At 43.0% G+C, this 22,097-nt stretch carries 22 protein-coding genes; 9 read left to right on the top strand and 13 right to left on the bottom strand.

Features of this window, described 5'->3' with window-relative positions; all coding sequences use genetic code 11:
• Nucleotides 1–66: 66 nt before the first annotated feature.
• The gene (locus tag J4G44_RS03535) at nucleotides 67–1,500 is read left to right on the top strand and encodes a sigma-54-dependent transcriptional regulator (protein WP_178318308.1); all 1,434 of its coding nucleotides are present in this window, start codon (nucleotides 67–69) and stop codon (nucleotides 1,498–1,500) included.
• A gap of 49 nt (nucleotides 1,501–1,549) precedes the next feature.
• Here the strand turns inward: J4G44_RS03535 and J4G44_RS03530 are convergent, their stop codons facing one another.
• From J4G44_RS03530 to lptF, 4 genes are all read right to left on the bottom strand, one after another.
• Entirely contained in the window at nucleotides 1,550–2,713 is a 1,164-nt protein-coding gene (locus J4G44_RS03530) for a S41 family peptidase (RefSeq protein ID WP_136144310.1), read from the bottom strand.
• Between the two features lie 24 nt (nucleotides 2,714–2,737).
• Entirely contained in the window at nucleotides 2,738–4,285 is a 1,548-nt protein-coding gene (gene gpmI, locus J4G44_RS03525) for a 2,3-bisphosphoglycerate-independent phosphoglycerate mutase (RefSeq protein WP_104852912.1), read from the bottom strand.
• 146 nt (nucleotides 4,286–4,431) lie between these two features.
• Nucleotides 4,432–5,502 (bottom strand): LPS export ABC transporter permease LptG, encoded by a 1,071-nt coding sequence (gene lptG, locus J4G44_RS03520; RefSeq protein WP_004975683.1) that lies wholly within the window; start codon nucleotides 5,500–5,502, stop codon nucleotides 4,432–4,434.
• Nucleotide 5,503: 1 nt separating this feature from the next.
• The gene (lptF, locus tag J4G44_RS03515) at nucleotides 5,504–6,604 is read right to left on the bottom strand and encodes an LPS export ABC transporter permease LptF (RefSeq protein WP_004975682.1); all 1,101 of its coding nucleotides are present in this window, start codon (nucleotides 6,602–6,604) and stop codon (nucleotides 5,504–5,506) included.
• Between the two features lie 158 nt (nucleotides 6,605–6,762).
• On the opposite strand from lptF, the gene J4G44_RS03510 reads away from it, so the two are divergent.
• From J4G44_RS03510 to J4G44_RS03495, 4 genes are all read left to right on the top strand, one after another.
• A complete protein-coding gene (locus J4G44_RS03510) occupies nucleotides 6,763–8,211 on the top strand; it encodes a leucyl aminopeptidase (protein ID WP_207973945.1) in 1,449 nt (482 codons plus the stop codon).
• Nucleotides 8,204–8,611 carry a DNA polymerase III subunit chi gene (locus J4G44_RS03505; protein ID WP_131260997.1) on the top strand — a complete coding sequence of 136 codons (408 nt, stop codon included), beginning with the start codon at nucleotides 8,204–8,206 and terminating at the stop codon, nucleotides 8,609–8,611. Before J4G44_RS03510 ends, J4G44_RS03505 begins: the two co-directional genes overlap by 8 nt.
• A gap of 48 nt (nucleotides 8,612–8,659) precedes the next feature.
• On the top strand, nucleotides 8,660–9,280 hold the full coding sequence (blhA, locus tag J4G44_RS03500) for a cell division protein BlhA (RefSeq protein ID WP_004975677.1): 621 nt from the start codon (nucleotides 8,660–8,662) through the stop codon (nucleotides 9,278–9,280).
• A 145-nt stretch (nucleotides 9,281–9,425) separates the two neighbouring features.
• Nucleotides 9,426–9,644, top strand: coding sequence for a hypothetical protein (locus J4G44_RS03495; protein WP_096901968.1), 219 nt, complete (start codon nucleotides 9,426–9,428; stop codon nucleotides 9,642–9,644).
• Nucleotides 9,645–9,753: 109 nt separating this feature from the next.
• On the opposite strand, the gene J4G44_RS03490 is transcribed toward J4G44_RS03495, so the two are convergent.
• The 7 genes from J4G44_RS03490 to glnK all read right to left on the bottom strand — a co-directional run bounded on the left by J4G44_RS03490 (nucleotide 9,754) and on the right by glnK (nucleotide 15,954).
• Complete coding sequence (locus tag J4G44_RS03490) at nucleotides 9,754–10,299, bottom strand: VTT domain-containing protein (RefSeq protein WP_004975673.1); 546 nt, start codon at nucleotides 10,297–10,299, stop codon at nucleotides 9,754–9,756.
• A 123-nt stretch (nucleotides 10,300–10,422) separates the two neighbouring features.
• Nucleotides 10,423–11,082 (bottom strand): riboflavin synthase, encoded by a 660-nt coding sequence (locus J4G44_RS03485; protein WP_207973859.1) that lies wholly within the window; start codon nucleotides 11,080–11,082, stop codon nucleotides 10,423–10,425.
• 34 nt (nucleotides 11,083–11,116) lie between these two features.
• Nucleotides 11,117–12,409: a DNA adenine methylase gene (locus J4G44_RS03480; protein ID WP_004975669.1), complete on the bottom strand. Its 1,293-nt coding sequence runs from the start codon at nucleotides 12,407–12,409 to the stop codon at nucleotides 11,117–11,119.
• Complete coding sequence (ribD, locus tag J4G44_RS03475) at nucleotides 12,406–13,509, bottom strand: bifunctional diaminohydroxyphosphoribosylaminopyrimidine deaminase/5-amino-6-(5-phosphoribosylamino)uracil reductase RibD (protein ID WP_207973858.1); 1,104 nt, start codon at nucleotides 13,507–13,509, stop codon at nucleotides 12,406–12,408. The genes J4G44_RS03480 and ribD overlap by 4 nt, the downstream gene beginning before the upstream one ends.
• A gap of 36 nt (nucleotides 13,510–13,545) precedes the next feature.
• Nucleotides 13,546–14,004, bottom strand: a complete 459-nt coding sequence (nrdR, locus tag J4G44_RS03470; RefSeq protein ID WP_179991343.1) for a transcriptional regulator NrdR — start codon at nucleotides 14,002–14,004, stop codon at nucleotides 13,546–13,548.
• A gap of 139 nt (nucleotides 14,005–14,143) precedes the next feature.
• The gene (locus tag J4G44_RS03465; protein ID WP_207973857.1) at nucleotides 14,144–15,553 is read right to left on the bottom strand and encodes an ammonium transporter; all 1,410 of its coding nucleotides are present in this window, start codon (nucleotides 15,551–15,553) and stop codon (nucleotides 14,144–14,146) included.
• Between the two features lie 62 nt (nucleotides 15,554–15,615).
• Nucleotides 15,616–15,954: a P-II family nitrogen regulator gene (gene glnK, locus J4G44_RS03460; RefSeq protein WP_004650081.1), complete on the bottom strand. Its 339-nt coding sequence runs from the start codon at nucleotides 15,952–15,954 to the stop codon at nucleotides 15,616–15,618.
• Between the two features lie 276 nt (nucleotides 15,955–16,230).
• On the opposite strand from glnK, the gene J4G44_RS03455 reads away from it, so the two are divergent.
• Together J4G44_RS03455 and J4G44_RS03450 are read left to right on the top strand one after the other, a co-directional pair.
• Nucleotides 16,231–16,458, top strand: coding sequence for an accessory factor UbiK family protein (locus J4G44_RS03455; RefSeq protein ID WP_154321151.1), 228 nt, complete (start codon nucleotides 16,231–16,233; stop codon nucleotides 16,456–16,458).
• 72 nt (nucleotides 16,459–16,530) lie between these two features.
• A complete protein-coding gene (locus J4G44_RS03450; protein WP_167845701.1) occupies nucleotides 16,531–18,018 on the top strand; it encodes a YifB family Mg chelatase-like AAA ATPase in 1,488 nt (495 codons plus the stop codon).
• A 154-nt stretch (nucleotides 18,019–18,172) separates the two neighbouring features.
• Here J4G44_RS03450 and J4G44_RS03445 read toward each other — a convergent pair whose 3' ends face one another.
• Nucleotides 18,173–18,928, bottom strand: a complete 756-nt coding sequence (locus J4G44_RS03445) for a TorF family putative porin (protein WP_373683406.1) — start codon at nucleotides 18,926–18,928, stop codon at nucleotides 18,173–18,175.
• 473 nt (nucleotides 18,929–19,401) lie between these two features.
• Between J4G44_RS03445 and J4G44_RS03440 the strand changes: the two genes are divergently transcribed.
• Complete coding sequence (locus J4G44_RS03440; protein WP_179989575.1) at nucleotides 19,402–19,593, top strand: hypothetical protein; 192 nt, start codon at nucleotides 19,402–19,404, stop codon at nucleotides 19,591–19,593.
• Between the two features lie 490 nt (nucleotides 19,594–20,083).
• A complete protein-coding gene (locus J4G44_RS03435) occupies nucleotides 20,084–21,406 on the top strand; it encodes an OprD family outer membrane porin (protein WP_207973856.1) in 1,323 nt (440 codons plus the stop codon).
• Nucleotides 21,407–21,506: 100 nt separating this feature from the next.
• Here the strand turns inward: J4G44_RS03435 and ppa are convergent, their stop codons facing one another.
• The gene (gene ppa, locus J4G44_RS03430; protein WP_004975651.1) at nucleotides 21,507–22,043 is read right to left on the bottom strand and encodes an inorganic diphosphatase; all 537 of its coding nucleotides are present in this window, start codon (nucleotides 22,041–22,043) and stop codon (nucleotides 21,507–21,509) included.
• Nucleotides 22,044–22,097 lie beyond the last annotated feature (54 nt).

Raw genomic sequence — 22,097 nt, 5'->3', positions numbered from 1 at the left:
CGATTGATATTGGGTCAATCATGTTGCTGTGGTTTTGATTTAATTTTGTGTGGTTTTGGGGAAAATATGCACGCTGTTCAACCTTTGGTTTTATTGGTCGATGACGAAGAAGACCTTTGTACCCTCATGCAGATGACTTTGGCACGTATGGGGATTCAAACCCATGTCGCGTATCGTTTAGTGCAAGCCAAGCAGTTATTGGCAGAACATCAGTACGATGCTTGCTTAACCGACTTAAACCTGCCCGATGGCAATGGCTTGCAACTGGTTGAATGGATTTCCGAACAATATCCGAATGTGCCTGTTGCCGTATTGACCGCTTACGGCAATATGGATATTGCGATTGCTGCTTTAAAAGCAGGTGCATTTGACTTTGTCAGCAAGCCTGTCAATCAAATACATTTACAGCAACTCCTTGAAAAAGCACTGAATAAACCTTTCGACACCACCGATCATCACAGCCAAGATCAGCTTGAATATAAAATGTTGATTGGGCAATCTTTGCCTATTCAGCAATTGCGCAGCACCATCAAAAAAATTGCGCGCTCGCAAGCGCCTGTATTTATTACAGGCGAATCAGGTACGGGGAAAGAAGTTGTCGCCAATTTGGTTCACCGTTTAAGTAACCGCAACGAAGGACCATTTATTGCAATTAACTGTGGTGCAATCCCCACCGAACTCATGGAAAGCGAGCTATTTGGACACAAAAAAGGTAGCTTTACAGGAGCGACTCAAGACAAACAAGGTCTGATTCAATCTGCACATGGTGGCAGCTTATTTTTAGATGAAATTGCCGAACTGCCACTGAGCATGCAAGTCAAACTGCTGCGTGCCGTTCAGGAAAAGCGCATCCGTCCTGTGGGTTCAGATAGTGAAATTGATGTCGATTTTCGTGTGATCAGCGCCAGTCATCAGGACTTAGAAAGTTTGGTTCAGCAAGGACGTTTCCGTCAGGATTTATTCTTCCGTATTCACGTGATGGATTTGGTCTTGCCTGCCTTGCGTGAACGTGGACAAGATATTCTGTTATTGGCAGACCACTTCATTCAAAAAGTTGCACAAGAATGGGACATTCCTGCCAAACAACTGACACCTCGTGCCCAGCAATTTTTATTAGAACAGTACTATCCGGGTAATGTGCGTGAGTTACGCAATATTATTGAACGTGCCATTACCCTGAGTGATGATGATGTTATTGATCTCAAACACTTACAAACCGCACCCTTGCGCCAATTCAGTATGAGCAATACAGCAACCACTGAATCACAACCTACAGCAGAAACACCACAGCAGATCGTGACAGATGTATTGCTGACAGGACGCAAACTGCCTGAAGAAGGTTTAGAAGCCTACTTGGAAAAAGTAGAAAAAGACATTTTACTGAATGCGCTGCACCTGACCCACTGGAACCGTACGTTGGCAGCAAAAAAATTGGGCATGTCTTTCCGTTCTTTGCGCTATCGTCTGAAAAAGTTTGGATTAGATACTGAAGATGAGTAAACGCTAAACAATGAAGACTGTCTAAAAATACGTGTTACTCAGATGAGACTTAACGGCGGCTCAGCAGTAAATCTGCCACATGCTCAAGATAAGCCTCTTCTTTCATTTCAGGACTTTGAATATATTGCTGATTCGGCTGAATCCCAACCCCTTCAATCATTTGCTCGCGTGGGGTGTAATAATGCGAAACCGTCATTTGTAAGGCAGCACCATCGCTAAGTGGGAACAGCTTTTGCACCACCCCCTTGCCATAACTTTTTTCGCCCATCACCCAAGCGCGTGAATGGTCTTTTAAAGCACCAGTAAAGACTTCTGCCGCAGATGCAGAGCGATGATTAATCAGTACTCCGACTTTTAAATTTTGAAATTCAAAGCTAGGTAACGCCTGAAATTGTTGATCGCCTTCAGAACGACTTTTGGTCGATACAATCACACCCTGATTTAAAAATAAATCGGCAGATTCCACCGCAGCAGACAGTAAGCCTCCTGGGTTATTACGCAGATCAATCAATACGGCTTTTAAGCGTGGCGTGCTATGTTCTTCAATTAAGCGTTTAATTTCATTGGCGGTGTCTTGCTGAAACACACGTACTTTTAACAACAAGACCTGATTAGAAAGCATCTGCGCCTGAATATCGGTTTCTACTTTTTTGTTGCGTACCAACATAATTTCAGGCTGATTGGCTGCACGTTGTACGCTTACAGTCGATCCCACTGAGCCTGTGAGCAGGTTATTGACCTGATCTGCACTCAGCTTTTTCAGTTCTTGGTTATCAATTTTAAATAGGCTGTCGCCATTCTTCAGCCCTTGTTTAGCCGAGTCGGCATTGGCACTTAAATTTTGAATGACCCAATGTTGCTGGGCAGCGTCATAGCGCAAAGTAAAATCAACCGAGGCCAAGTCGCCTTCGGTATATTGTAAAAGTTGTTTATATTCTTCAGCAGTTAAATAGCGTGAATAACGGTCTAAACCGCTCACCAAGCCACGAATGGCTTGCTGAAACAAGGCATCATCACTTTTTTCAGTCACATAGTTGTCTTTGACAATGCCATAGATTTGTACAAATTCCTGTATCGACTCTACAGGCACATCGACATAGTCCTGTTGTAGTGTAGGGCCATCTAACTCCAAATCTGGCGCAGCCCAAACACTCGAATGACTGGCACACAACACGCTTGCCAACACAACCGCATAAATTTTGTGAGCCGTCATTCCATCATCTACCTGTCTCGAGGGTTATGCCTGTAGGCGAATTAAGTTGCGACCTTGCATATCTGCTGGCACTGGCAATTGCATCAAATTCAATAAAGTTGGTGCAACATCTGCCAACACACCACCTTCCAAAATGGTGGCCTGAGTTGGGCCTACATAAATGAATGGCACCAATTCAGTGGTGTGCTGAGTATGTACCTGACCACTGTCATAGTCTTGCATTTGCTCGACGTTACCATGGTCAGCGGTAATAATCATGTGACCTTGTTTCGCCATCACCGCTTCATAAACGCGACCTAAGCAGGTATCTACCGCTTCAACTGCTTTGACAGCTGCATCAAACACACCAGTATGACCGACCATATCGCCATTGGCATAGTTCACCACCAACAAGTCATATTCACCTGAGTTAATGGCTGCAACCAGTTCATCAGTCACTTCATAAGCGCTCATTTCAGGTTTTAAGTCATAGGTTGCTACATTTGGCGATGGGATCAGGATGCGTTTTTCACCCGGATATTCATCTTCACGGCCACCACTAAAGAAGAACGTCACGTGTGCGTATTTTTCAGTTTCAGCAATACGCAATTGCGTTTTGCCCAAGTCTGATAAATATTCACCAATCGAGTTTTTCAAATCTTCTGGCATGTACGCCACTGGTGCAGCAATGCTGGCTTGATAACGGGTTAGCATCACAAATTTAGACAATTGCGGCACAACTTTACGTTCAAAACCAGCAAAGTCTTGTTCCACAAAAGCTTTGGTCAATTCACGCGCACGGTCAGCACGGAAGTTCATAAACACCACGCTGTCGCCATCTTGAATTTTGGCAATTTCACCAATACGGGTGGCTTTCACAAACTCATCACTTTCCTCTGCCGCATAAGCCGCTGCCAAGCCTTCTACCGCGGTTGCCGCAGTACGTACTGCCTCACCTTCGGTAAGTAAACGATAGGCTTGTTCTACACGATCCCAACGGTTGTCACGATCCATCGCATAGTAACGACCAATCAGGCTGGCAATACGACCTTGATTTGGATATTGTGCAAATAATGCGTCCAATTTTTCCAAAGAAGGCTGCGCGCTTTTGGGTGGCGTATCACGGCCATCTAAAAAGGCATGTAGATAAACTTTTGCACCACGTTTTAATGCCAATTCTGCCATCGCCACGATATGATCTTCATGCGAATGCACACCGCCTTCAGACAATAAACCAAGCAGATGCACTGCACCGTTGGCTGCTTTGGCTTTTTCTACCGCATCGACCAACACTTCATGTTCAAAGAAAGCGCCTGTACGAATGTCTTTGGTAATACGGGTAAAGTCTTGGTACAACACACGTCCTGCACCCAAGTTCATGTGACCAACTTCAGAGTTACCCATTTGACCATCTGGCAAGCCCACATCTTCACCTGAACCAGAGATCAAACCATGCGGATGCTTTTCCTGCATAGCAGTCAAATTTGGTCGTTTCGCTGCTAAAAACGCGTTGTCTTCGACCGCTTCGCGATGACCCACACCATCCATAATCACCAATACGTGAGGGATTTTGCCAGCAGTTGCATCCGCCATAATCAATACTCTTTTTTCGTCTACAAATTAATCATGCTATCTTAACGAATTTTGCGTCAAGACTCTATGTTCAGAAGATGGTTTCCGCCACTGATTCAGATAGGTTTACCCAATCATACGGAAAAAGCAGCAGCATCGGCCCGCACTTAACGCGCACGATGCAGTAAGTAACCGCCGATGACAAACATCAGAATAATAGGAATAAATACGAACCACGCAGGCGATGGTGCATAGACCAAGCTGGCATAGCCCAAGAAATCCTGTAAATAAAAGAAGGTTAAGCCGACAAATAAAGCAATCACCAAACGGAAACCCATAGATTGCTGACGTAACGGCCCAAAAATAAAGGAGCAAGCAATCACCACCAAAGCAATCAGCGCAAAGGGTGCACCAAGTTTTTGCCAGAACGCCAGTTGGTAGGTTTTGGGTACTTGGCTGTATTCATGCATATAACTCATGAAACTGACCAATTGACTTGGGGATAAATCTTCAGGGTCGATGGTGACCATGTGCACATATTTCGGTTGCAATGCTAAAGCCAAAGCCTGTTCGCTGTTTTTAGCTAAAGTCGCGTTGCCCGCCTGCAAAATATCCATCTGTTCAGTTTGATTGAGCAACCAACTACCGTCTTTAACAAACTGTCCCTGATCTGCAGACAATGTACCACGCAAGCGATAATTATCATCAAAATCGACCACTTGTACATTTTTGAGCTGCCCTTGGGCATTGGCGTAGTCAATATAAATAAAACGATTGCCTTCGCGCGACCAATAGCCACGAACTTCACCCAGCTCAGCGACGCTACGGTGACTTTTAACACTTTTGGCTTGTTCATTGGTGTATGGAATCACCCATTCACTGAGCACAAAAGACAGCAGTACCAATACCATGGCGGAACGAATCACCCATCCCACAATACGCCACAGGCTAATCCCTGCAGAACGCATCACAATCAATTCGCTGTTGGATGCCAACGTACCCAAGCCTAACACTGCGCCAATCAAGGCAGAAATCGGCAAAATTTCATAGAGATAATTTGGCGCACCCCACAATACATACAGCAATGCCTGCCATGCACTATAGTTTTCATTGAGTGAACCCAATTCGCCTAAATAGGTAAACAACACCTGCAAACCAGACAAAATTGCCGTTGCACCAAACATAGCCAGTGCAGTGGTCTTGGTGACGTGTTTTGCAACTATACGACGTGCCAACATCTTAAGACCTCACTCGCTGAATTTGCTGCTTAATTTTAGGTGCTAGTTTTTGTTTACGTGAGAACAAGGCTGCCGCAATCGCATAAGCCAACAACACCAACGGATAAGCAATCATGCCCATTTCTTGTTTGCTGATACGGGTTTTAACCGCCATGAGCGCCACAATCAAACTGGCGAAAATTAACAAGGCAGGAAACAGTTTTAAATAACGCCCCTGACGCGGACTAACTTCTGACAATGCCACGGCTAAAAACAACGCCACCACAATCGCAAAAGGCACAAAAATACGCCATCCCAGTTCACTTGCGACCACAGGGTCTGCACGGTTTTTCCAAAGTTGCGAGGTGGTTAAGGCTTCTACTTCGGCACTTTCAAATTTAGCTTCTTTGTCATTCTCTAAACGTAAACGATAACTTTGGAATTCTGCCTGTGAATATTTGGCTGTGCCAGGAAATATTTCATAACGACGCCCTTCGACCAAATCCACCACATTGGCAGGATCATTTTCCAGCTCTACCCGTGTCGCTTCTTTTGCCAGAATCATGACATCAGGACGACCTGCTTTTTCTGCACGTTGATAGAAGAAAATATCTTTCAGGTTTTTACGATCTTCAGATAGATCACCTGCGTAAATGGTATATGGCCCTGAAGAAATAAACTCTTTGGGTCGCACCAAATCAAAACCTGTGCGTACCGCCTGACTGGTGGTCAATGCTTCAAACTGACGCAATCCCCACGGTGATGCCCACAGCATTAAAAAGCCTTGGACAATTAGAAATACCAGCGTCATTGGCACCAATAAACGTGCCAATTGATGCCGACTCACGCCACTGCTGTTGAGCACTGCCATTTCATGGTCGACATATAAACGACCAAATACCAACATCAAGCCAATAAAGAAACCCAAAGGTAAGATCAGCGTCAAGAATTCAGGCAAGCGATAGCCAATGATGCTGAATAAAATACTCGCATCCAAACGCCCTTGTGCCGCCACGCCAAAATACTTGATCAAGCGACCACCCATCATGATCAAAGTCAGTAAGGCAATCACAACCAAGGATGTCGACACAACTTGCTTGACCAAATAACGCCGAATAATCAAATTATTTCTTCCAAAATGTGAGGGAATCCAATTCGCGTTAGTTTACCTGAATGTTGAAAATATAAAACCTATCGCCTTGTTATACATTGAAACTCGACGCATAAAAATGTTTCAATGGTTGCATAGTTTGCACATTTAGATAGGCATAAAATCCAGTGATTAAATTTAGCTTAAGTCCCGCATTCCAAGAACACAGCGCGAGTGAATCTTTGTCAATTTTAGTGGCTGCAGAACAGGTGCCACAGGCAACTGCTGCTTATCAAATCAAGGATTTAGACAGCATTATTCAAGCGACACAATTTAAAGCAGGCTTTAATGAAAGTTTAAGTTTGGTGGCTAGCGTTGCTGAATGCGCCAATAGCAACCTGATCGGTTTGGGTAAAACCGAAGAATTACCAGCCGCAAAGCTGGCAAAAATTGCACAAAGCATTATCAAATCTTCACAAAAAAAATTTAAACAGATCAGCATTGACTTGTCTGCCCTGCCTAGCGAGCTGCATTATGTATTTGCACTCAGCCTGACCCAAGCAGCCTATGCTTTTGATGAATACAAAAGCAAAAAGAATGAATTTCAGCTTGAACAAATCCATTTCATTGCCAATAACAGCCCACTCAGCGTAGATCAACTTCAATTGATTGAAGCCATGCAATCGGGTCAAAACATGGCACGTGACTTGGGCAACCGTCCGGGCAACATTTGTTTCCCTGAATATTTGGCAGAACAAGCCCAAGCACTTGCGGCAGAATATCCAGACCTACTCAAAGTCACCATTTTAGATGAAGCAGAAATAGCGGAATTGGGCATGGGTGCTTTCCTTGCAGTCAGTCAGGGTTCAGACCGTCCAGGACGCATCATTAGCCTCGAATACCAAGCACAGCGTGATGAAGCACCTGTGGTATTGGTTGGTAAAGGCATCACCTTTGATACAGGCGGCATTTCACTCAAACCCGGCTTAGGGATGGATGAAATGAAATTTGATATGTGTGGTTCTGCTTCAGTTTTAGGCACCATGCGCGCGCTGTGTGAAGCACGTTTACCTATCCATGTGGTCGGCACGATTGCCACTGCAGAAAATATGCCGTCAGGCAAAGCCACTCGCCCGGGTGATATTGTGACCAGTATGAGCGGCCAAACCATCGAAATTTTAAATACCGATGCCGAAGGTCGTTTGGTGCTGTGCGATACCCTAACCTATGTGAAACGCTTCAACCCTGCTTTGGTGATTGATATTGCGACTTTAACAGGCGCTTGCGTGGTTGCACTCGGTTCGGTACTGACAGGCATGTTTACCCCAGATGATGAACTTGCGGCGGAATTGGATGCTGCGGGACACACTGCATTTGACCGTGTATGGCGTATGCCCGTGATTGACGATTACCAAGAACAACTGGATTCACCATTTGCCGATATTGGCAATATTGGTGGGCCTAAAGCAGGTTCAGTTACTGCAGCATGCTTCTTGCAACGCTTTACCCGTGACTATCGCTGGGCGCATCTAGACATTGCAGGCACTGCATGGAATTCAGGCAGCAATAAAGGTGCAACAGGTCGTCCTGTACCGTTATTGATGCAGTTCCTCGCACAACGTGCAAGCAATAATGGCTAAAGTTAGCTTTTATTTGTTTGAAAAAAGTCCTGAACGGCAAGTGGAAAGCACTTGCCGTTTATGCCGCAAAATTTTGCGGCAGCAGGCACGCATTTGGCTGCATTGCCCTGATCCAGAGTTACAGCAAATATTGGATGAGCGTCTGTGGAGTTTTGATGCCAGCAGCTTTATTCCACATGGCATTAACCAAACACAGGCCAGCGTATGTATTTCTGCCGAATTACCGCAGCAATCGGACTGGATTGTGTTTAATTTTAACAGTCAGGCACTTGAAGCCTATGCAAAATTTAGTCACATTATTGAGATTATTGAAAATCACGAAGCAGCTAAAGTGCTTGGACGTGAAAAATTTAAACAATATCGACGTTTGGGCATAGAACCACAGACGTTTAAGCTTTAATTTTAAAACGTTTTTTTAAAAATACTGCTCAAAATAAGGAGAGATGCGGTGACTTTAAATGTCGGCTCAGATTTTAAACAGCGCTGGTTAACCGCGCCTCAGGCTGTGCGCCAGACATTTATGGATGATCTGCATCGAATTTGTGAGGTCTTGCAACCTGAAACGCAATTACACAACTGGATTGCAGAAGATCAGCGCGCTCAGCAACAATCACAGGAAAAAATTGAACAAGCCTATGCTGACCTGAAAGCACGTTTGATTGAAGAAGCACGGCAACGTCGCCAATTGGCACTCGAACTCAAATTAGAACAGCAACGTGCAGAACAAGCCGCTTATGCTGCACAGCTACAGCAAGATGAAGCGCAACGCTTTGCAGAACAAACTCAAGCACTTGAGTTGATGCGTCAAAGTCTGGATCAGGAAATTTCAAACTATACTGCACGTTATGAGCAAAATCCTGAATTACCTGCAGTGACTTTTAATCAAGCCGCAACTGCGGTAAGTGATGATCAAATTGTTTCTGAACTTGAAAGTGTACGTTTGCGTTTAGAGCTAGAAGCCGAAACTCAAATTGAGCAGGCGGTAACGATCTTTCGTGCGCGACTACATGCTGCAGCCCAAGAAGAAATTGACTATATCTTAAAAAATTCAAATTTTTCTAAAGAATAATTTTACTTTTTATCCCCAATTAGCCCAAAGTCTTAAACCCAATGTCATCAAAATGAAATAATTTTGTCACATGATAATCATCCAGAAAAAGTTGAATTCTCAACTTTTATCTCCTTTAAATGACTTTTGTAATCATGGGTTTCAAATGGATATCTTGACGAAAATTTCAGGCAAAATCGACCATCTTAATGCGGGCGAACAGTGGAGTATTCGTGCTCAGGATTTATGGATCAGTCGTGCAGATTTCCAATCATTAAGCATGTACTTGTCTAAAGAAGCGGAAAAGGGTGAGTTTTCAATTCAAAGTAACGATACTTTTAGCCCGCGCTTGGGTGGCACAGAATTAATTGTCACCAAACACTAAAACTGAACAATATCAAAAGTCCACACGGTGGGCTTTTTTTGTGGCCATCAATCCACTTTTTTAGTTATCGCGGTGGATTTAGAAGAAGAAAATAGAAAAAATGAGGAATTTAAATCCAATCACCCAACCAAGACAAAATATTACCCAAGCCATAACCTATTGCCATTAAAGAAAAAATCCATACGGCAGCACCCACCACATTATAAAAACTAAAGGTCGCCAAAGGCATGTGCCCTGACCCTGCAGCAAATGGTGCAAATGAGCGTACAAACGGTATAAAACGCGCCATTAAAATAGTTTTGCCACCATGTTTCATAAAATAATGGTTGGTTTTGACAATATATTCAGGTTTGAAATAACGTGAATGTTGATGAAAATACTTCACCCCTAGAATTCGTCCAGTGTAATAGTTGACGCTATATCCCAAGACTGCCGCGACAAAAAGTAAAATCCCCATATAGTGCAAATGCACCACATCGGTGGTGGAACACAAGGCACCAATTGCGATCAGCAAACTATCGCCTGGTAAAAAGAACATGAACACAGAACCTGTTTCTGCAAAAATAATCAGAAACAAAATGGCATAGATCCACAGACCATAATTATCGAGTAATAATGGCAGCCAGTGTTCCAAATTCATTAAAAAATCAATCATCTACATTAAACCAAAGGGGTGTTTATGATGAAAAAAACATCTTTATCTTTTTAATTATCCCTAAAAACAAAAAAACAGTCTAATTTTTCAATCAGACTGTTTAAATTTCATTCGGCTCTGTGCTTATTTTAAAAAGCCATTTTCAGCCAAGAATTCCATGCTAATTTTAGATTGCTGCATAGTTTCTGCAGCTTTATCACCCAAGAGCAAACGCTCAATATAACGCGCCAAGACATCCACTTCTAAATTGACCTTGCTGCCAACTTTCCATGTGCCAATATTGGTACGCTCTGCCGTGTGTGGAATTAAATTCAGACTGATAACACTGCCGCGTAAATGGTTAATGGTCAGGCTGATGCCATCGACGGTCACCGAACCTTTTTCTGCCAAATATTTGGCAATTTCTGCAGGTGCAGTCACTTCATAGTAAATTGAACGTGCATCTTCACGTACCAGCGTAATTTCACCGACTGCATCAACATGGCCACTTACGATATGTCCACCAAAACGTGTGGTCGGCAACATGGCTTTTTCGACATTGACAGGCTGACCCACTTTCCATGTGCCTAAAGTGGTACGGTTCAAACTTTCACGGGACACATCTGCGGCATACCAATTGTCGCCCCACTCGATCACAGTCAGGCAAATACCATTGGTGGCAATTGAATCCCCCAAATGCACATCCGACATATCCAAATCGGTCTGAATACGCAAACGTACATCACCGCCCACACTTTGCAGGCTTTCTACTTTACCTAAACTTTCAATAATGCCTGTAAACATAATCTTTTCTCTCATTCACTGAGGATTTGTGGATTTACCACAACGCCAATTGGGTACTCACACCTGAGGTATCTACACCACCCAATTCTGCAAAATGGTAAAGTTGCCCTAACAACTGGCGAATAGGTGGGCCTGACTTGGCATGCGTATCGGTAATCACAATAAATTCCAGCACGCGCGCACGTTCAGACTGACGCTGCTTACTGACACGATAACGTGGTACATCTTGGGTCAATAACGTCACTCGACCGCGTTTTAAATTGGCTTGCAACAAGTCTGTGGCACTAATATTACCATCGGTAGAATAACTGGTCAGAATAAAACGTGCATTAATGGTGTCCAATAAGGTTTCATACGCCTCTTTGGCGTACTTAGATGAGTTGTATGGACTTGGACGTTCTTTGCGCCATGCACGGTCAATACCACTTTTAAAGCCTTTGGTGTCTGGGGTTGGTAAATCGACCTGATCCCACAAGGTTAAGGCATTTAAGACATGATAGTTACTGCTATAAGCATGTTGATTATACGGTGGGTCTAAATAAGCCACATCCACCTCAAAACCACTCATTTGATTGGCAAGATGCTGTGCATCGACACACCACATTTCTGCAGCAGGTTTATTTGGTTCACCAATGTCACAAAAACGACTTGGCGTGAGCCACAATAATGATTCTATTCGTTCGAGTGCAGTTTGAGTTTTGCCACCCCAGCCGTGGTGGAAGCTTTTAAACACCCCACTGGTATTACTGACAAAACTGGCAGAGTACAACAACGGCGCCAACAATGCCGACATCTCAACATCATCAATGGCACCCTGCGCTTGCCACGTAGCAATTTGCTGACGAATCGCATCTATGCGCATACCGTTACGACGTTTAAAGAATAAACGGTCACGACTTGGGTCATAAATTTCGTCATTGCGCGGACACAAATTATGCGTCACCCAGCCTTTGACTTCAGGCAAACGGTTCAAATAATCAATGGCTTTTTGATAGCCGCCTAATTCTTTAAACGCAGGTGCTTCAGTGCAGGCCAAAATCGCATGGTTTAAGGCATGGCTGTACGGTTCCCAGTCATTGGCAATCACCCGATAACCATTTTGACGCGCCAAACGTGATACCACTCCTGAACCTGCAAAAAAATCGGCAAAAATTGGTGCACGACCATTTTTAGGATGTAGCGTTCCTGTCTGTTCAAGTGCTTCTAAAATCAGATGCAGTAAACGGCGTTTATTGCCCAAATAAGGCACTAACTGATGGAATAAGTATTCATCAGTGGTGCGTGCCGCATGACGACGTTTGTGATAAACCGTTGACTCTGAACTCATAGTGTCTCTTGAGAAGGAATTAACCTAAGGCGCACGTCATCACCCAATTGAGTGACATCGCAAAGTTTAAATCGAAGTTGCTCTGCCATCTGTTCAAATTCTGCATTAAACATGGCACGAGCCGAGTGCCCTAACAATGTAGGTGCCACATAGCTGATCACCTCATCAACCCAACCTTCCTGTAAGAAAGCGGTCGATAAGGTTGCACCCGCTTCAACCAACACATCATAAATTTGATGTTGCTGTACCAATTGGGCAAGTAAGGTGGCTAAAGGTTGCGGTTCCAATTGTAACACGCCCAAAGCAGCCAACTCTGCACGATACGGTCCCATCACCATCACCGTTTCAGGCTGCTGCAAAATTTGTGCGCTCAAAGGCAAACGACCTTGGCGATCTAAAATAATCCGTTTGGGTTGTACTACGCTGTGGATGTCATCTACACCCTCTAAGTGGCGTACATTAAGCAGACAGTCATCGGCCAGTAACGTGTCGATCCCCGTTAATACTGCAGCAGAAATTGCCCGCCAATGCTGCACATCGGCACGTGCAGCCGTGCCTGTGATCCATTTGGATTCACCCGAAGCCATTGCCGTGCGACCATCCAAACTTGAAGCTACTTTTAAACGCACATAGGGCATGCCCGTAGCCATGGCTTTTAAAAAGCCTAAATTTAACTGACGCGCTTCAGCTTCTGCCACACCGACCTCCACCTGAATGCCTGCATCTTTTAAAATCTGAACACCCTTACCTGCCACCAATGGATTTGGGTCTGGACATGCCACCACCACTTTGGCCACACCTGCATCGACCAATGCTTTGGCACAAGGTGGCGTGCGCCCATAGTGCGCGCACGGTTCCAAAGTTACATAGGCAGTTGCACCACGTGCCTGTTCACCTGCCTGACGCAAGGCAAAGACTTCAGCATGCGGTTGTCCTGCACGCGGATGATGCCCTTCGCCCAATAATTGTGCATCTTTGACTATCACACAGCCGACATTTGGATTAGGTTTGGTGCTGTATTGCCCCAAACGTGCCAACTCAATCGCACGACGCATCCAAAAAAGATCATTGGGAGGTAAATTGGAAGTGAATTCAGTCATATTCAGATGTTGTCTGCTTTTTGCTGACATGAGGATTTATTGCTCACGTAACTGCATTTGTTCAATTTGACGGCGAAACGCTTCGACATCCTGAAAGTCCTGATACACTGAAGCAAAACGCACATACGCCACGTGATCCAATGCAAATAAAGCCTGCATCACAATTTCACCAATGGTACGTGATTTCACATCACGCTCACCCAAACGGCGAATTTGTAATTGGATGTCGCTGAGTACAGTTTCGATTTGCTCTTGGGTCACAGGACGCTTTTGTAAAGCATGCATCAGTGAACGACGCAGCTTGGCCTCATCGAAGGGTTCACTTTTCCCATCCGATTTAATCACACGTGGCATGACGACTTCATAACTTTCAAAAGTGGTAAAGCGTTCACCACAGCCAATACACTCACGACGTCGGCGAATTTGGCAGCCTTCTGCCGCCAAACGTGAGTCAATCACTTTACTGTCTGCAGTGTTGCAAAATGGACAATGCATAGCGGTTTAATTGCACAAATTTGAATGAAAATGCAGTGTAGCAAAAATTCCAAACTTTGTAGAGTTTTACGCAACATATAGAAAAAAAACAGCCCCGAAGGGCTGTTTTACACAATATATTGATTATGTACTGTCTAGATTATTCTACACGTTCACCATGTTGGCTTAAGTCGAGTCCCATACGCTCATCTTCTGCAGCCACACGAATACCAATGGTTAGATCAATTACTTTTAAGATGATGAAAGTCAGTACAGCAGAGTAAGCAATGGTCGCTAACACACCTTCAACTTGCACCCAAAGTTGGCTCATTAGGTTGCTTGGTGCAGCATCGCCCATAATAAACTCGCTGGCAAAGAAGGCTGTTAAAATTGCACCAACAATACCACCTACACCATGTAGTCCAAAGGCATCTAGAGAGTCATCAGCTTTCAGGGCGCGTTTTAAGGCAGTAATACCCCAGAAACATACCACACCACCAATTAAACCCATCGCTAATGCACCACCAACAGTCACAAAACCTGCTGCTGGAGTAATCACCACCAAACCTGCTACAGCACCCGATGCAGCACCTAATACAGAACCTTTACCACGTACCAGTTTTTCTGCTACAAGCCATGCAATTGCTGCGGCTGCGGCTGCCACTTGAGTCACAACTAAGGCATAACCCGCTGCACCATTCGCGCCTAAAGCAGAACCACCGTTGAAACCAAACCAGCCCACCCAAAGTAAACTTGCACCCAGTACAGTCAAAGTCAGGTTGTGCGGAGCCATAGATTCACGGCCCAAGCCCATACGTTTGCCCAACATGTATGCAGCAACTAAACCTGCAACACCCGAGTTAATATGAACAACAGTACCACCAGCAAAGTCGAGAGCACCATCATTGCCTAACCAACCACCACCCCATACCCAGTGGGTAATTGGTGCGTAGACCACGACCACCCAAATCGCGATAAAGGCAACAAAGGCACCAAACTTCATTCGTTCTGCAATTGAACCACTGATAATAGCCACAGTAATAATGGCAAAAGTCATTTGGAAAATCACAAATAAAATTTCTGGAATGCTGCCGCTTAAAGCCTCTGTACCAATGCCTGCCAGCATGACTTTATCTAGGCTGCCAATAAAGGCATTGCCTTCGCCAAAGGCAAGACTATAACCAATGATTACCCAGACAATACTGACAATGGCAGCCGCCACAAAACTATAAGCCATCGTGTTTAAAACGTTTTTCTTACGCACCATACCGCCATAAAACAGTGCCAAACCAGGGATGGTCATGAGTAAAACTAAAGCAGTCGAAACTAAAATCCAAGCGGTATCGCCTGTATCTAATACAGCTTCTGATTCAGCAGCTTCAGGCGTGCTGACTTCTGCTACAGCTGCAACTTCTGTTGCATTTGTTGTTTCGATAGGAGATGTTTCGGCAGTTTCAAGCACTGCAACATCTGAAGTTGGTGCGGTGGCTGTTGCGGCTTCTTCAGCCCAAGCAACAGAACCACCAAGAAGTGCGCCCGATAGACTCAGCGCGAGTAGCATTTTTTTCATTTGTGTCCCCCGACCTTTGTTTTTGTGAGTTATTAGGTACTCAGCAAACTTCATGCCATCTTTTAAACAGCGTCTGCACCCGTTTCACCTGTACGAATACGGATGACTTGTTCGAGGTTAGTCACAAAGATTTTGCCATCACCAATCTTGCCTGTACTAGCAACACGAGTGATTGACTCAATCACCGAATCGACCATTTCATCGCTAATTGCGATTTCGATTTTAACTTTAGGTAAGAAGTCAACGACGTACTCGGCGCCACGATAAAGTTCGGTATGACCTTTTTGGCGACCGAAGCCTTTGACTTCTGTTACGGTGATCCCTTGAACACCAATTTCAGATAATGCTTCACGCACATCATCTAATTTAAAGGGTTTTACAATTGCAGTTACGAGCTTCATGTGTGTTTTCCTTCGGCTTAATTCACCAGTAAGGTTTTATGTTCAAATTCCATGCCAAAGTTCTAAGGTCGGGGGAAATTAGAAACCGTGACATGAGTTTTCTTTATACCTTATTTTATACATTTATATGGTTTTGATCTTCAAAAAATAGACATATTTACTAGAAGATTTACGATTTTACTCATCGAATAAATCCATATTTCGTCTGAAATGCTATAGTCTATTCAAGACCAGTGCTACACTGCCTCCATTTTCTCCATCTTTGTGGAAACAACAATGATTGAAACTTTATTACAAGCCATTTTGGAACAAGTTGAACAACCTAAAAAAGATTTAGAACATAATTTACGTGCTTTGCTCAATGAGGCGGTCACCAAAATGGATTTGGTCTCGCAAGATGAGCTAGACCGCCAACGTACTGCGCTCAATAATGCCAACTTACGTTTAAATGAATTGTTAAAACAGGTTGAAGTACTAGAACAGAAAATTCAACTCCAAAAATAAGCACCAATTGAGTGCATAAATACAAAAACCAAACATTATAAAAATAACGCACCAAAACGGATCATCATAAAAATGTCTTTTGCCAAAGTGTATACGCGGGGGCTGCTCGGCTTGCACGCCCCTGCAATTGAAGTCGAAGTCCATCTGAGTCAAGGCTTACCTTCTTTAACCATTGTCGGTCTAGCCGAAGCTGCCGTGCGTGAGAGTAAAGATCGGGTACGCTCTGCCATTATTAACAGTGGTTTTCAATTTCCAACCAAACGTCTGACCATTAATTTAGCACCTGCCGACTTACCCAAAGATGGTTCACGTTTGGACTTAGCCATTGCTTTGGGCATTTTAATTGCTTCGGGACAATTGCCCGAACAAAGCACTGAAGGTTTAGAGTTTATTGGAGAATTGGCTTTAGATGGTCAATTGCGCCCTACCACAGGTACACTCAGTATTGCGATTGCCTGCCAACAGGCACAGCATTGTTTGGTTTTACCTGAACAAAATGCACAAGAAGCTGCTCAATTGCCTGACTTTGAAGTCTTTGCCGCCACACATTTAAAACAAGTTTGCGAACATTTGGCACAAAGCCAGCCTTTAGATAAAGTCACCGCAATTGCCCAGCCACAGTTATCTCATTCCGCATTTGATTTAGTCGATGTTAAAGGACAATTGCGCCCACGACGTGCTTTGGAAATAGCAGCTGCTGGTGGACATTCATTGCTATTCAAAGGCCCACCCGGTACAGGTAAAACCTTACTGGCATCCCGACTTTCCAGTATTTTACCGCCATTGAATATGCAGGAAAATTTAGAGGTCGCCAGCATCTATTCTGTGGCGGATAGCCCGCATACGTTTGGACAGCGCCCTTTTCGCGCCCCGCATCATACCGCTTCTGCTGTAGCCTTGGTCGGTGGAGGCTCATATCCCAAACCTGGTGAAATTACCTTGGCGCATTTAGGCGTTTTATTTTTAGATGAATTGCCTGAATTTGATAAAAAAGTGTTAGAAGTGCTGCGCCAACCTTTAGAGTCCAAAGAAATTGTGATTTCCCGCGCCTCTCGGCAAATTACCTTTCCAGCCAACTTTCAACTGATTGCTGCCATGAATCCCTGCCCTTGTGGTTATGCTTTTAATCAAGATGTGCGCTGTCAGTGTTCTGCAGAAAGTATTAAACGCTATCAAAACCGTATTTCAGGACCGTTGTTGGATCGTATCGACTTACACATTGATGTACCACCTCTGCAAGCACATGAATTACAGGATACCCGACCAGTGGAAAATTCTGAAACCGTGCGAAGCCGTGTCATTCAAGCATATACACGACAATTGCAACGCCAAGAGTGTTTAAACATGGCGCTCAGTCCCAAACAATTAGAGCAATTTGCACATTTAGATGATACTGCGCAAAATATTTTAGCCATTGCGCAGCAGCGTTTGAACTTATCGGCACGTGCGTATCATCGGGTGTTACGAGTGGCACGCACCATTGCAGATTTAGCCCAAAGTGAACAGATTCAAAGTCCACATTTGAGTGAAGCACTGTCTTATCGTGCCCATGAAGCCTGATTGAAAGTCTAATTAAGAGTTCGATTAAGAATCTGATTAAAAGTCTAAGAGATGAAAATAGCCCATTGCCATGCCTGTACAATGGGCGAGTTGTTTTTATTGTTTTAAGTTTCACTCCTAACTGGAGCTTTTATTTATCGTCGTAGCCGTATCTTTAGAAGGCTTTAGTTAAAGTAAATACAGCTCCTGTTTCAACGCCACGCTTTGCCGCATGCGAAAAACCATCGGTATCAATATCAGTTCCTACAGCAGCCAATTCAGCAGATAAACCTTCAACTGAAGCAAAGTTATAGCTTACACCGACTTTCCAATCTACATAGCTGTCTTTTCCACCGCCAAAATCAAAGTCATCTGCTTGGGTGTAACCTAATCCAGCAACCCCAGAAAAGCCGGTACTTCCAATGGGTGCGGTATAAGTGGCATTGAAATACCAAGCATCGGTGTCACCACCTAAGAAATCATTACTGTAGTTAATGGCTGTTAATAAGCTGGCATCTTTAAACAAAACATCACTAAAACCTAATTTTGCATAAGCTTCGAGCCAGTTTAAATCGCTCTCACTTGGGTAAGCGTAATACCAAAAACCCACATCCAAAATGGGTTTGCTGGCAAAATAATCTAGGCTTGTGGTATAGCCCATATAAGGGTCAAGCTCTAAATGTGCCGTACCACCAAAATCGACATTGGAACCCCACACACCAGCATAAAGGCCTGAATCATGGCTCAACGCAAAACCCGCTTGCACCGCAGGATCACTCATTGTTTGTGTCATGCCACGAAAACGATAATCACTGGTCATTGCCGCAGTACCACTAAAAGACAATGCTGAAGTTGATTCTGATGCCATGCTTAGACCAGATGCTGCCATCATCGCTGCTGCAAAAAGTGTTTTAAATCCCATGTTCATGATTATTCCCCCTGCATCTGATGAGATGCTTGTGTCTATTGTTGTTTAACTCACATGGAGGATTGCAAACCGTGTGCCAACATTCAAAAAAACAAGATTTTTCATACTCAGAATAGGCTCACAACCACATATAAATAATTGTTATTTATATTTATTTTTAAATTAATAAATTTCTTTTTTTTATCACTGTGACCTATAAGATACTTTTTTTTATTCTTTTTAGGTAGATGTTTAAGTCATATTTACTGTGCAGATACCGAATACATTGCAACATTTTTGATGTGCCTGACTTAGAACTCCATTTTAAACTACCTAAAAAAGTGCAATAACATTTATTCCCACATCTTTGCATATACTAAAAACTGGGACAAAGTCATTACTCATATGCTTATAGCCCCTTGCCCATTAAGGGCAAACAGCATGTTTGGCCTAGAAAAAATATTTTTGAATGCGAATAATTTTTTTGCACCAAGAACATGCATATCATTCAAATTGTTAAACCGAATAGCCAATGTGAGATTTCAGCAGCATTGTGGCAGGCCGATGCAATCTCTTCTGAAGTTATTACACTTAAAAATTTAGCGAAGAGAGAAATACTAATTGGGTCAAATTCATCAAAAACAGCGCAAATAAAACACCGTATTTCACATGAAACACCTCATAGCTAAAAACTATTACTCACCCCATAAACACGATTCTATTTTTTATACTTTTAGTTCAAATAAAAACCAAAATATCCAACTTTATCTATTTTTAAAATTTAAAACCGCACTTATGAGTAAATACTTAAGAAGATGAAATAAACATAAAATTTTAGGTTTTTACTTACTTATTTCGCCATAAATTCTTAACTTAAACTACTGAAATATTAAACAAAGCTGATTTTATGGCTAAAATTTACAAAAAACTTAAAGCATTGCTCCCAAGTCATCCATTCTAGCTGTTCAGCTCATTTAAAATTATGTTCATGTTTTTACTAAAAATTAAAATAATTATTAAACTTTTTAAAATTCAATATTTTTAATGACCCTACAGTTTATCGAAAAAATGCTTAACTTTAGTGTCATAAGCCCCTTAAAAATGATATTTTCGCGCCTAAATAGCGATACAATTCGGCTACGTTTCAACTACACATTTACTGCATGAGGCTGTCTCCCAATGCTGCAATCTAAAAAATTAACACTAGCGTTGCTCATCAACGCAGCGCTTGTTTCAACTGCATTTGCTAGCGAACAAAGTGAATCTAAAGGCTTTGTAGAAGACGCAAACGGTTCGGTTTTATTCCGTACAGGCTATTTAGCTCGTGACTATAAAGATGTAGCCCCTGATACAGATACCAGTTCATTTGCACAAACAGCAATCATAAAATTAGATTCAGGCTTTACCAAAGGTGTAGTCGGTTTTGGTGCAGGGATTATTGGTGATGCTTCATTCAAGCTAGGCGAAAATGCGCATACGGGCAACGGAATGATTCCAACACATAATGATGGCTCTGCTTATGACCATTGGGCACGTGGTGGTGCTTATGTAAAAGCACGTATTTCCAATACAACAGCAACTTACGGTACACAAGTACTCGATTTACCTGTATTAGCTAGCAACACTGCCCGTTTAGTACCTGAATATTTCACGGGTGTACTCGTTCAAAGCAATGAAATTGATAACTTAAACTTGGTTGCAGGTAAATTTACTGAAAACCAATATTCAAGCCAAATCAATTCAGATGGTAATCAATTAGACCGTGCTGTGGTATGGGGCGCGAAATATACATTTAATGATGACTTAAAAGCATCTTATTATGGTGTTGATGTTAAGGATAAATTAGATCGTCACTATGCCAATGTGAACTATAACCACGGCTTAAAAGATGATGCTGCTCTTAACTTTGATCTAAGCGGCTACCACACAAAATTCTCTAAAGATGCTTCAACTTATTCAGCAACAGGTACGATTGCAAACACTGCCTATGGTACAAATGCAGAGAATGGTGGAATTGCAGGAACAGAGAAAACCAATGACATTTGGGCGATCTCTACCTCATATAGCAAAGATGTACACAATGTGATGTTGGCTTACCAACAAAACTTTGGTGATGTAGGCTATGACTACGGCGGCAACGCAGATGGTGCACAATCTATTTATCTACCTAACTCATATTTGTCTGATTTTGTAGGTAATGATGAAAAATCTTTAGGCTTACAATACAACTATAACTTTAAAAACCATGGTCTTCCTGGTCTAAACTGGACAACTGCTTTTGTTTACGGTTGGGACATTGATGTTCGTGACCAAGCAAAAGATGGTCAAGAGCGTGAATTCTTTAACCAAGTAAAATACACCGTTCAATCAGGTTTTGCGAAAGATGTGAGCTTACGTCTACGTCATTCATACTACCGTGCAAACGATGAATACAAGAGCGTATATATGCCAGACACTAACGAATGGCGTATCTGGTTAGATATTCCTGTGAAATTATTCTAATTTCTCGGAATAGCCAATCCAATAAAAAACCTGCACATATTCTGTGCAGGTTTTTTTACATTTCAGCTTTCATTTGAACACTGAACAGGCTACGTGCAAATTATGGATTTGCAGCTTTGTAGCCTTCAATTGAGTTCAATACTTCTTGTTTCGCAACATCAGCACCTTCCCAACCACTTAACTTCACCCATTTGCCTGGCTCTAAGTCTTTATAGTGCTGGAAGAAGTGTTCAATTTGGCTGATCAATAATGGTGGAAGATCCGTATATTCTTGAACATCTTTATAAATTGGGGTTAATTTTTCGTGCGGAACGGCAACCAATTTCGCATCAATACCACCATCATCTTCCATGTTCAATTTACCCACTGGGCGGCAACGAATCACAGAACCTGGCTCTACTGGGTGTGGAGTCACAACCAATACGTCTAGCGGATCACCATCCAATGAAAGTGTATTTGGTACATAACCGTAGTTCGCTGGGTAGAACATTGCTGTACCCATGAAACGGTCTACAAATAATGCATCAGAATCTTTGTCAATTTCGTATTTGATTGGCGCTGCATTGGCAGGAATTTCAATGATCACATAGATGTCATTTGGTGCATCTTTACCCGCAGGGATATTGCTGTAGCTCATAGCATCACTCTTAAACAAGTTAAATCTTTTTAAAACCGCGTCAATTATAACGGT

The sequence above is a fragment of the Acinetobacter towneri genome (assembly GCF_017498585.1).
Lineage (GTDB): Bacteria > Pseudomonadota > Gammaproteobacteria > Pseudomonadales > Moraxellaceae > Acinetobacter > Acinetobacter towneri.
The sequence above is the reverse complement of the archived record's forward strand: the minus strand, read 5'-3'. Positions and strand labels throughout refer to the sequence as shown.

Excerpts from the sequence above, each read along its gene's own strand:
- J4G44_RS03535 (WP_178318308.1), top strand. The coding sequence starts at position 67 with ATGCACGCTGTTCAACCTTTGGTTTTATTGGTCGATGACGAAGAAGAC.
- J4G44_RS03530 (WP_136144310.1), bottom strand. The coding sequence starts at position 2,713 with ATGACGGCTCACAAAATTTATGCGGTTGTGTTGGCAAGCGTGTTGTGT.
- gpmI (WP_104852912.1), bottom strand. The coding sequence starts at position 4,285 with ATGGCGGATGCAACTGCTGGCAAAATCCCTCACGTATTGGTGATTATG.
- lptG (WP_004975683.1), bottom strand. The coding sequence starts at position 5,502 with ATGTTGGCACGTCGTATAGTTGCAAAACACGTCACCAAGACCACTGCA.
- J4G44_RS03505 (WP_131260997.1), top strand. The coding sequence starts at position 8,204 with ATGGCTAAAGTTAGCTTTTATTTGTTTGAAAAAAGTCCTGAACGGCAA.
- J4G44_RS03495 (WP_096901968.1), top strand. The coding sequence starts at position 9,426 with ATGGATATCTTGACGAAAATTTCAGGCAAAATCGACCATCTTAATGCG.
- J4G44_RS03490 (WP_004975673.1), bottom strand. The coding sequence starts at position 10,299 with ATGATTGATTTTTTAATGAATTTGGAACACTGGCTGCCATTATTACTC.
- J4G44_RS03485 (WP_207973859.1), bottom strand. The coding sequence starts at position 11,082 with ATGTTTACAGGCATTATTGAAAGTTTAGGTAAAGTAGAAAGCCTGCAA.
- J4G44_RS03480 (WP_004975669.1), bottom strand. The coding sequence starts at position 12,409 with ATGAGTTCAGAGTCAACGGTTTATCACAAACGTCGTCATGCGGCACGC.
- ribD (WP_207973858.1), bottom strand. The coding sequence starts at position 13,509 with ATGACTGAATTCACTTCCAATTTACCTCCCAATGATCTTTTTTGGATG.
- nrdR (WP_179991343.1), bottom strand. The coding sequence starts at position 14,004 with ATGCATTGTCCATTTTGCAACACTGCAGACAGTAAAGTGATTGACTCA.
- J4G44_RS03465 (WP_207973857.1), bottom strand. The coding sequence starts at position 15,553 with ATGAAAAAAATGCTACTCGCGCTGAGTCTATCGGGCGCACTTCTTGGT.
- glnK (WP_004650081.1), bottom strand. The coding sequence starts at position 15,954 with ATGAAGCTCGTAACTGCAATTGTAAAACCCTTTAAATTAGATGATGTG.
- J4G44_RS03455 (WP_154321151.1), top strand. The coding sequence starts at position 16,231 with ATGATTGAAACTTTATTACAAGCCATTTTGGAACAAGTTGAACAACCT.
- J4G44_RS03450 (WP_167845701.1), top strand. The coding sequence starts at position 16,531 with ATGTCTTTTGCCAAAGTGTATACGCGGGGGCTGCTCGGCTTGCACGCC.
- J4G44_RS03440 (WP_179989575.1), top strand. The coding sequence starts at position 19,402 with ATGCATATCATTCAAATTGTTAAACCGAATAGCCAATGTGAGATTTCA.
- J4G44_RS03435 (WP_207973856.1), top strand. The coding sequence starts at position 20,084 with ATGCTGCAATCTAAAAAATTAACACTAGCGTTGCTCATCAACGCAGCG.
- ppa (WP_004975651.1), bottom strand. The coding sequence starts at position 22,043 with ATGAGCTACAGCAATATCCCTGCGGGTAAAGATGCACCAAATGACATC.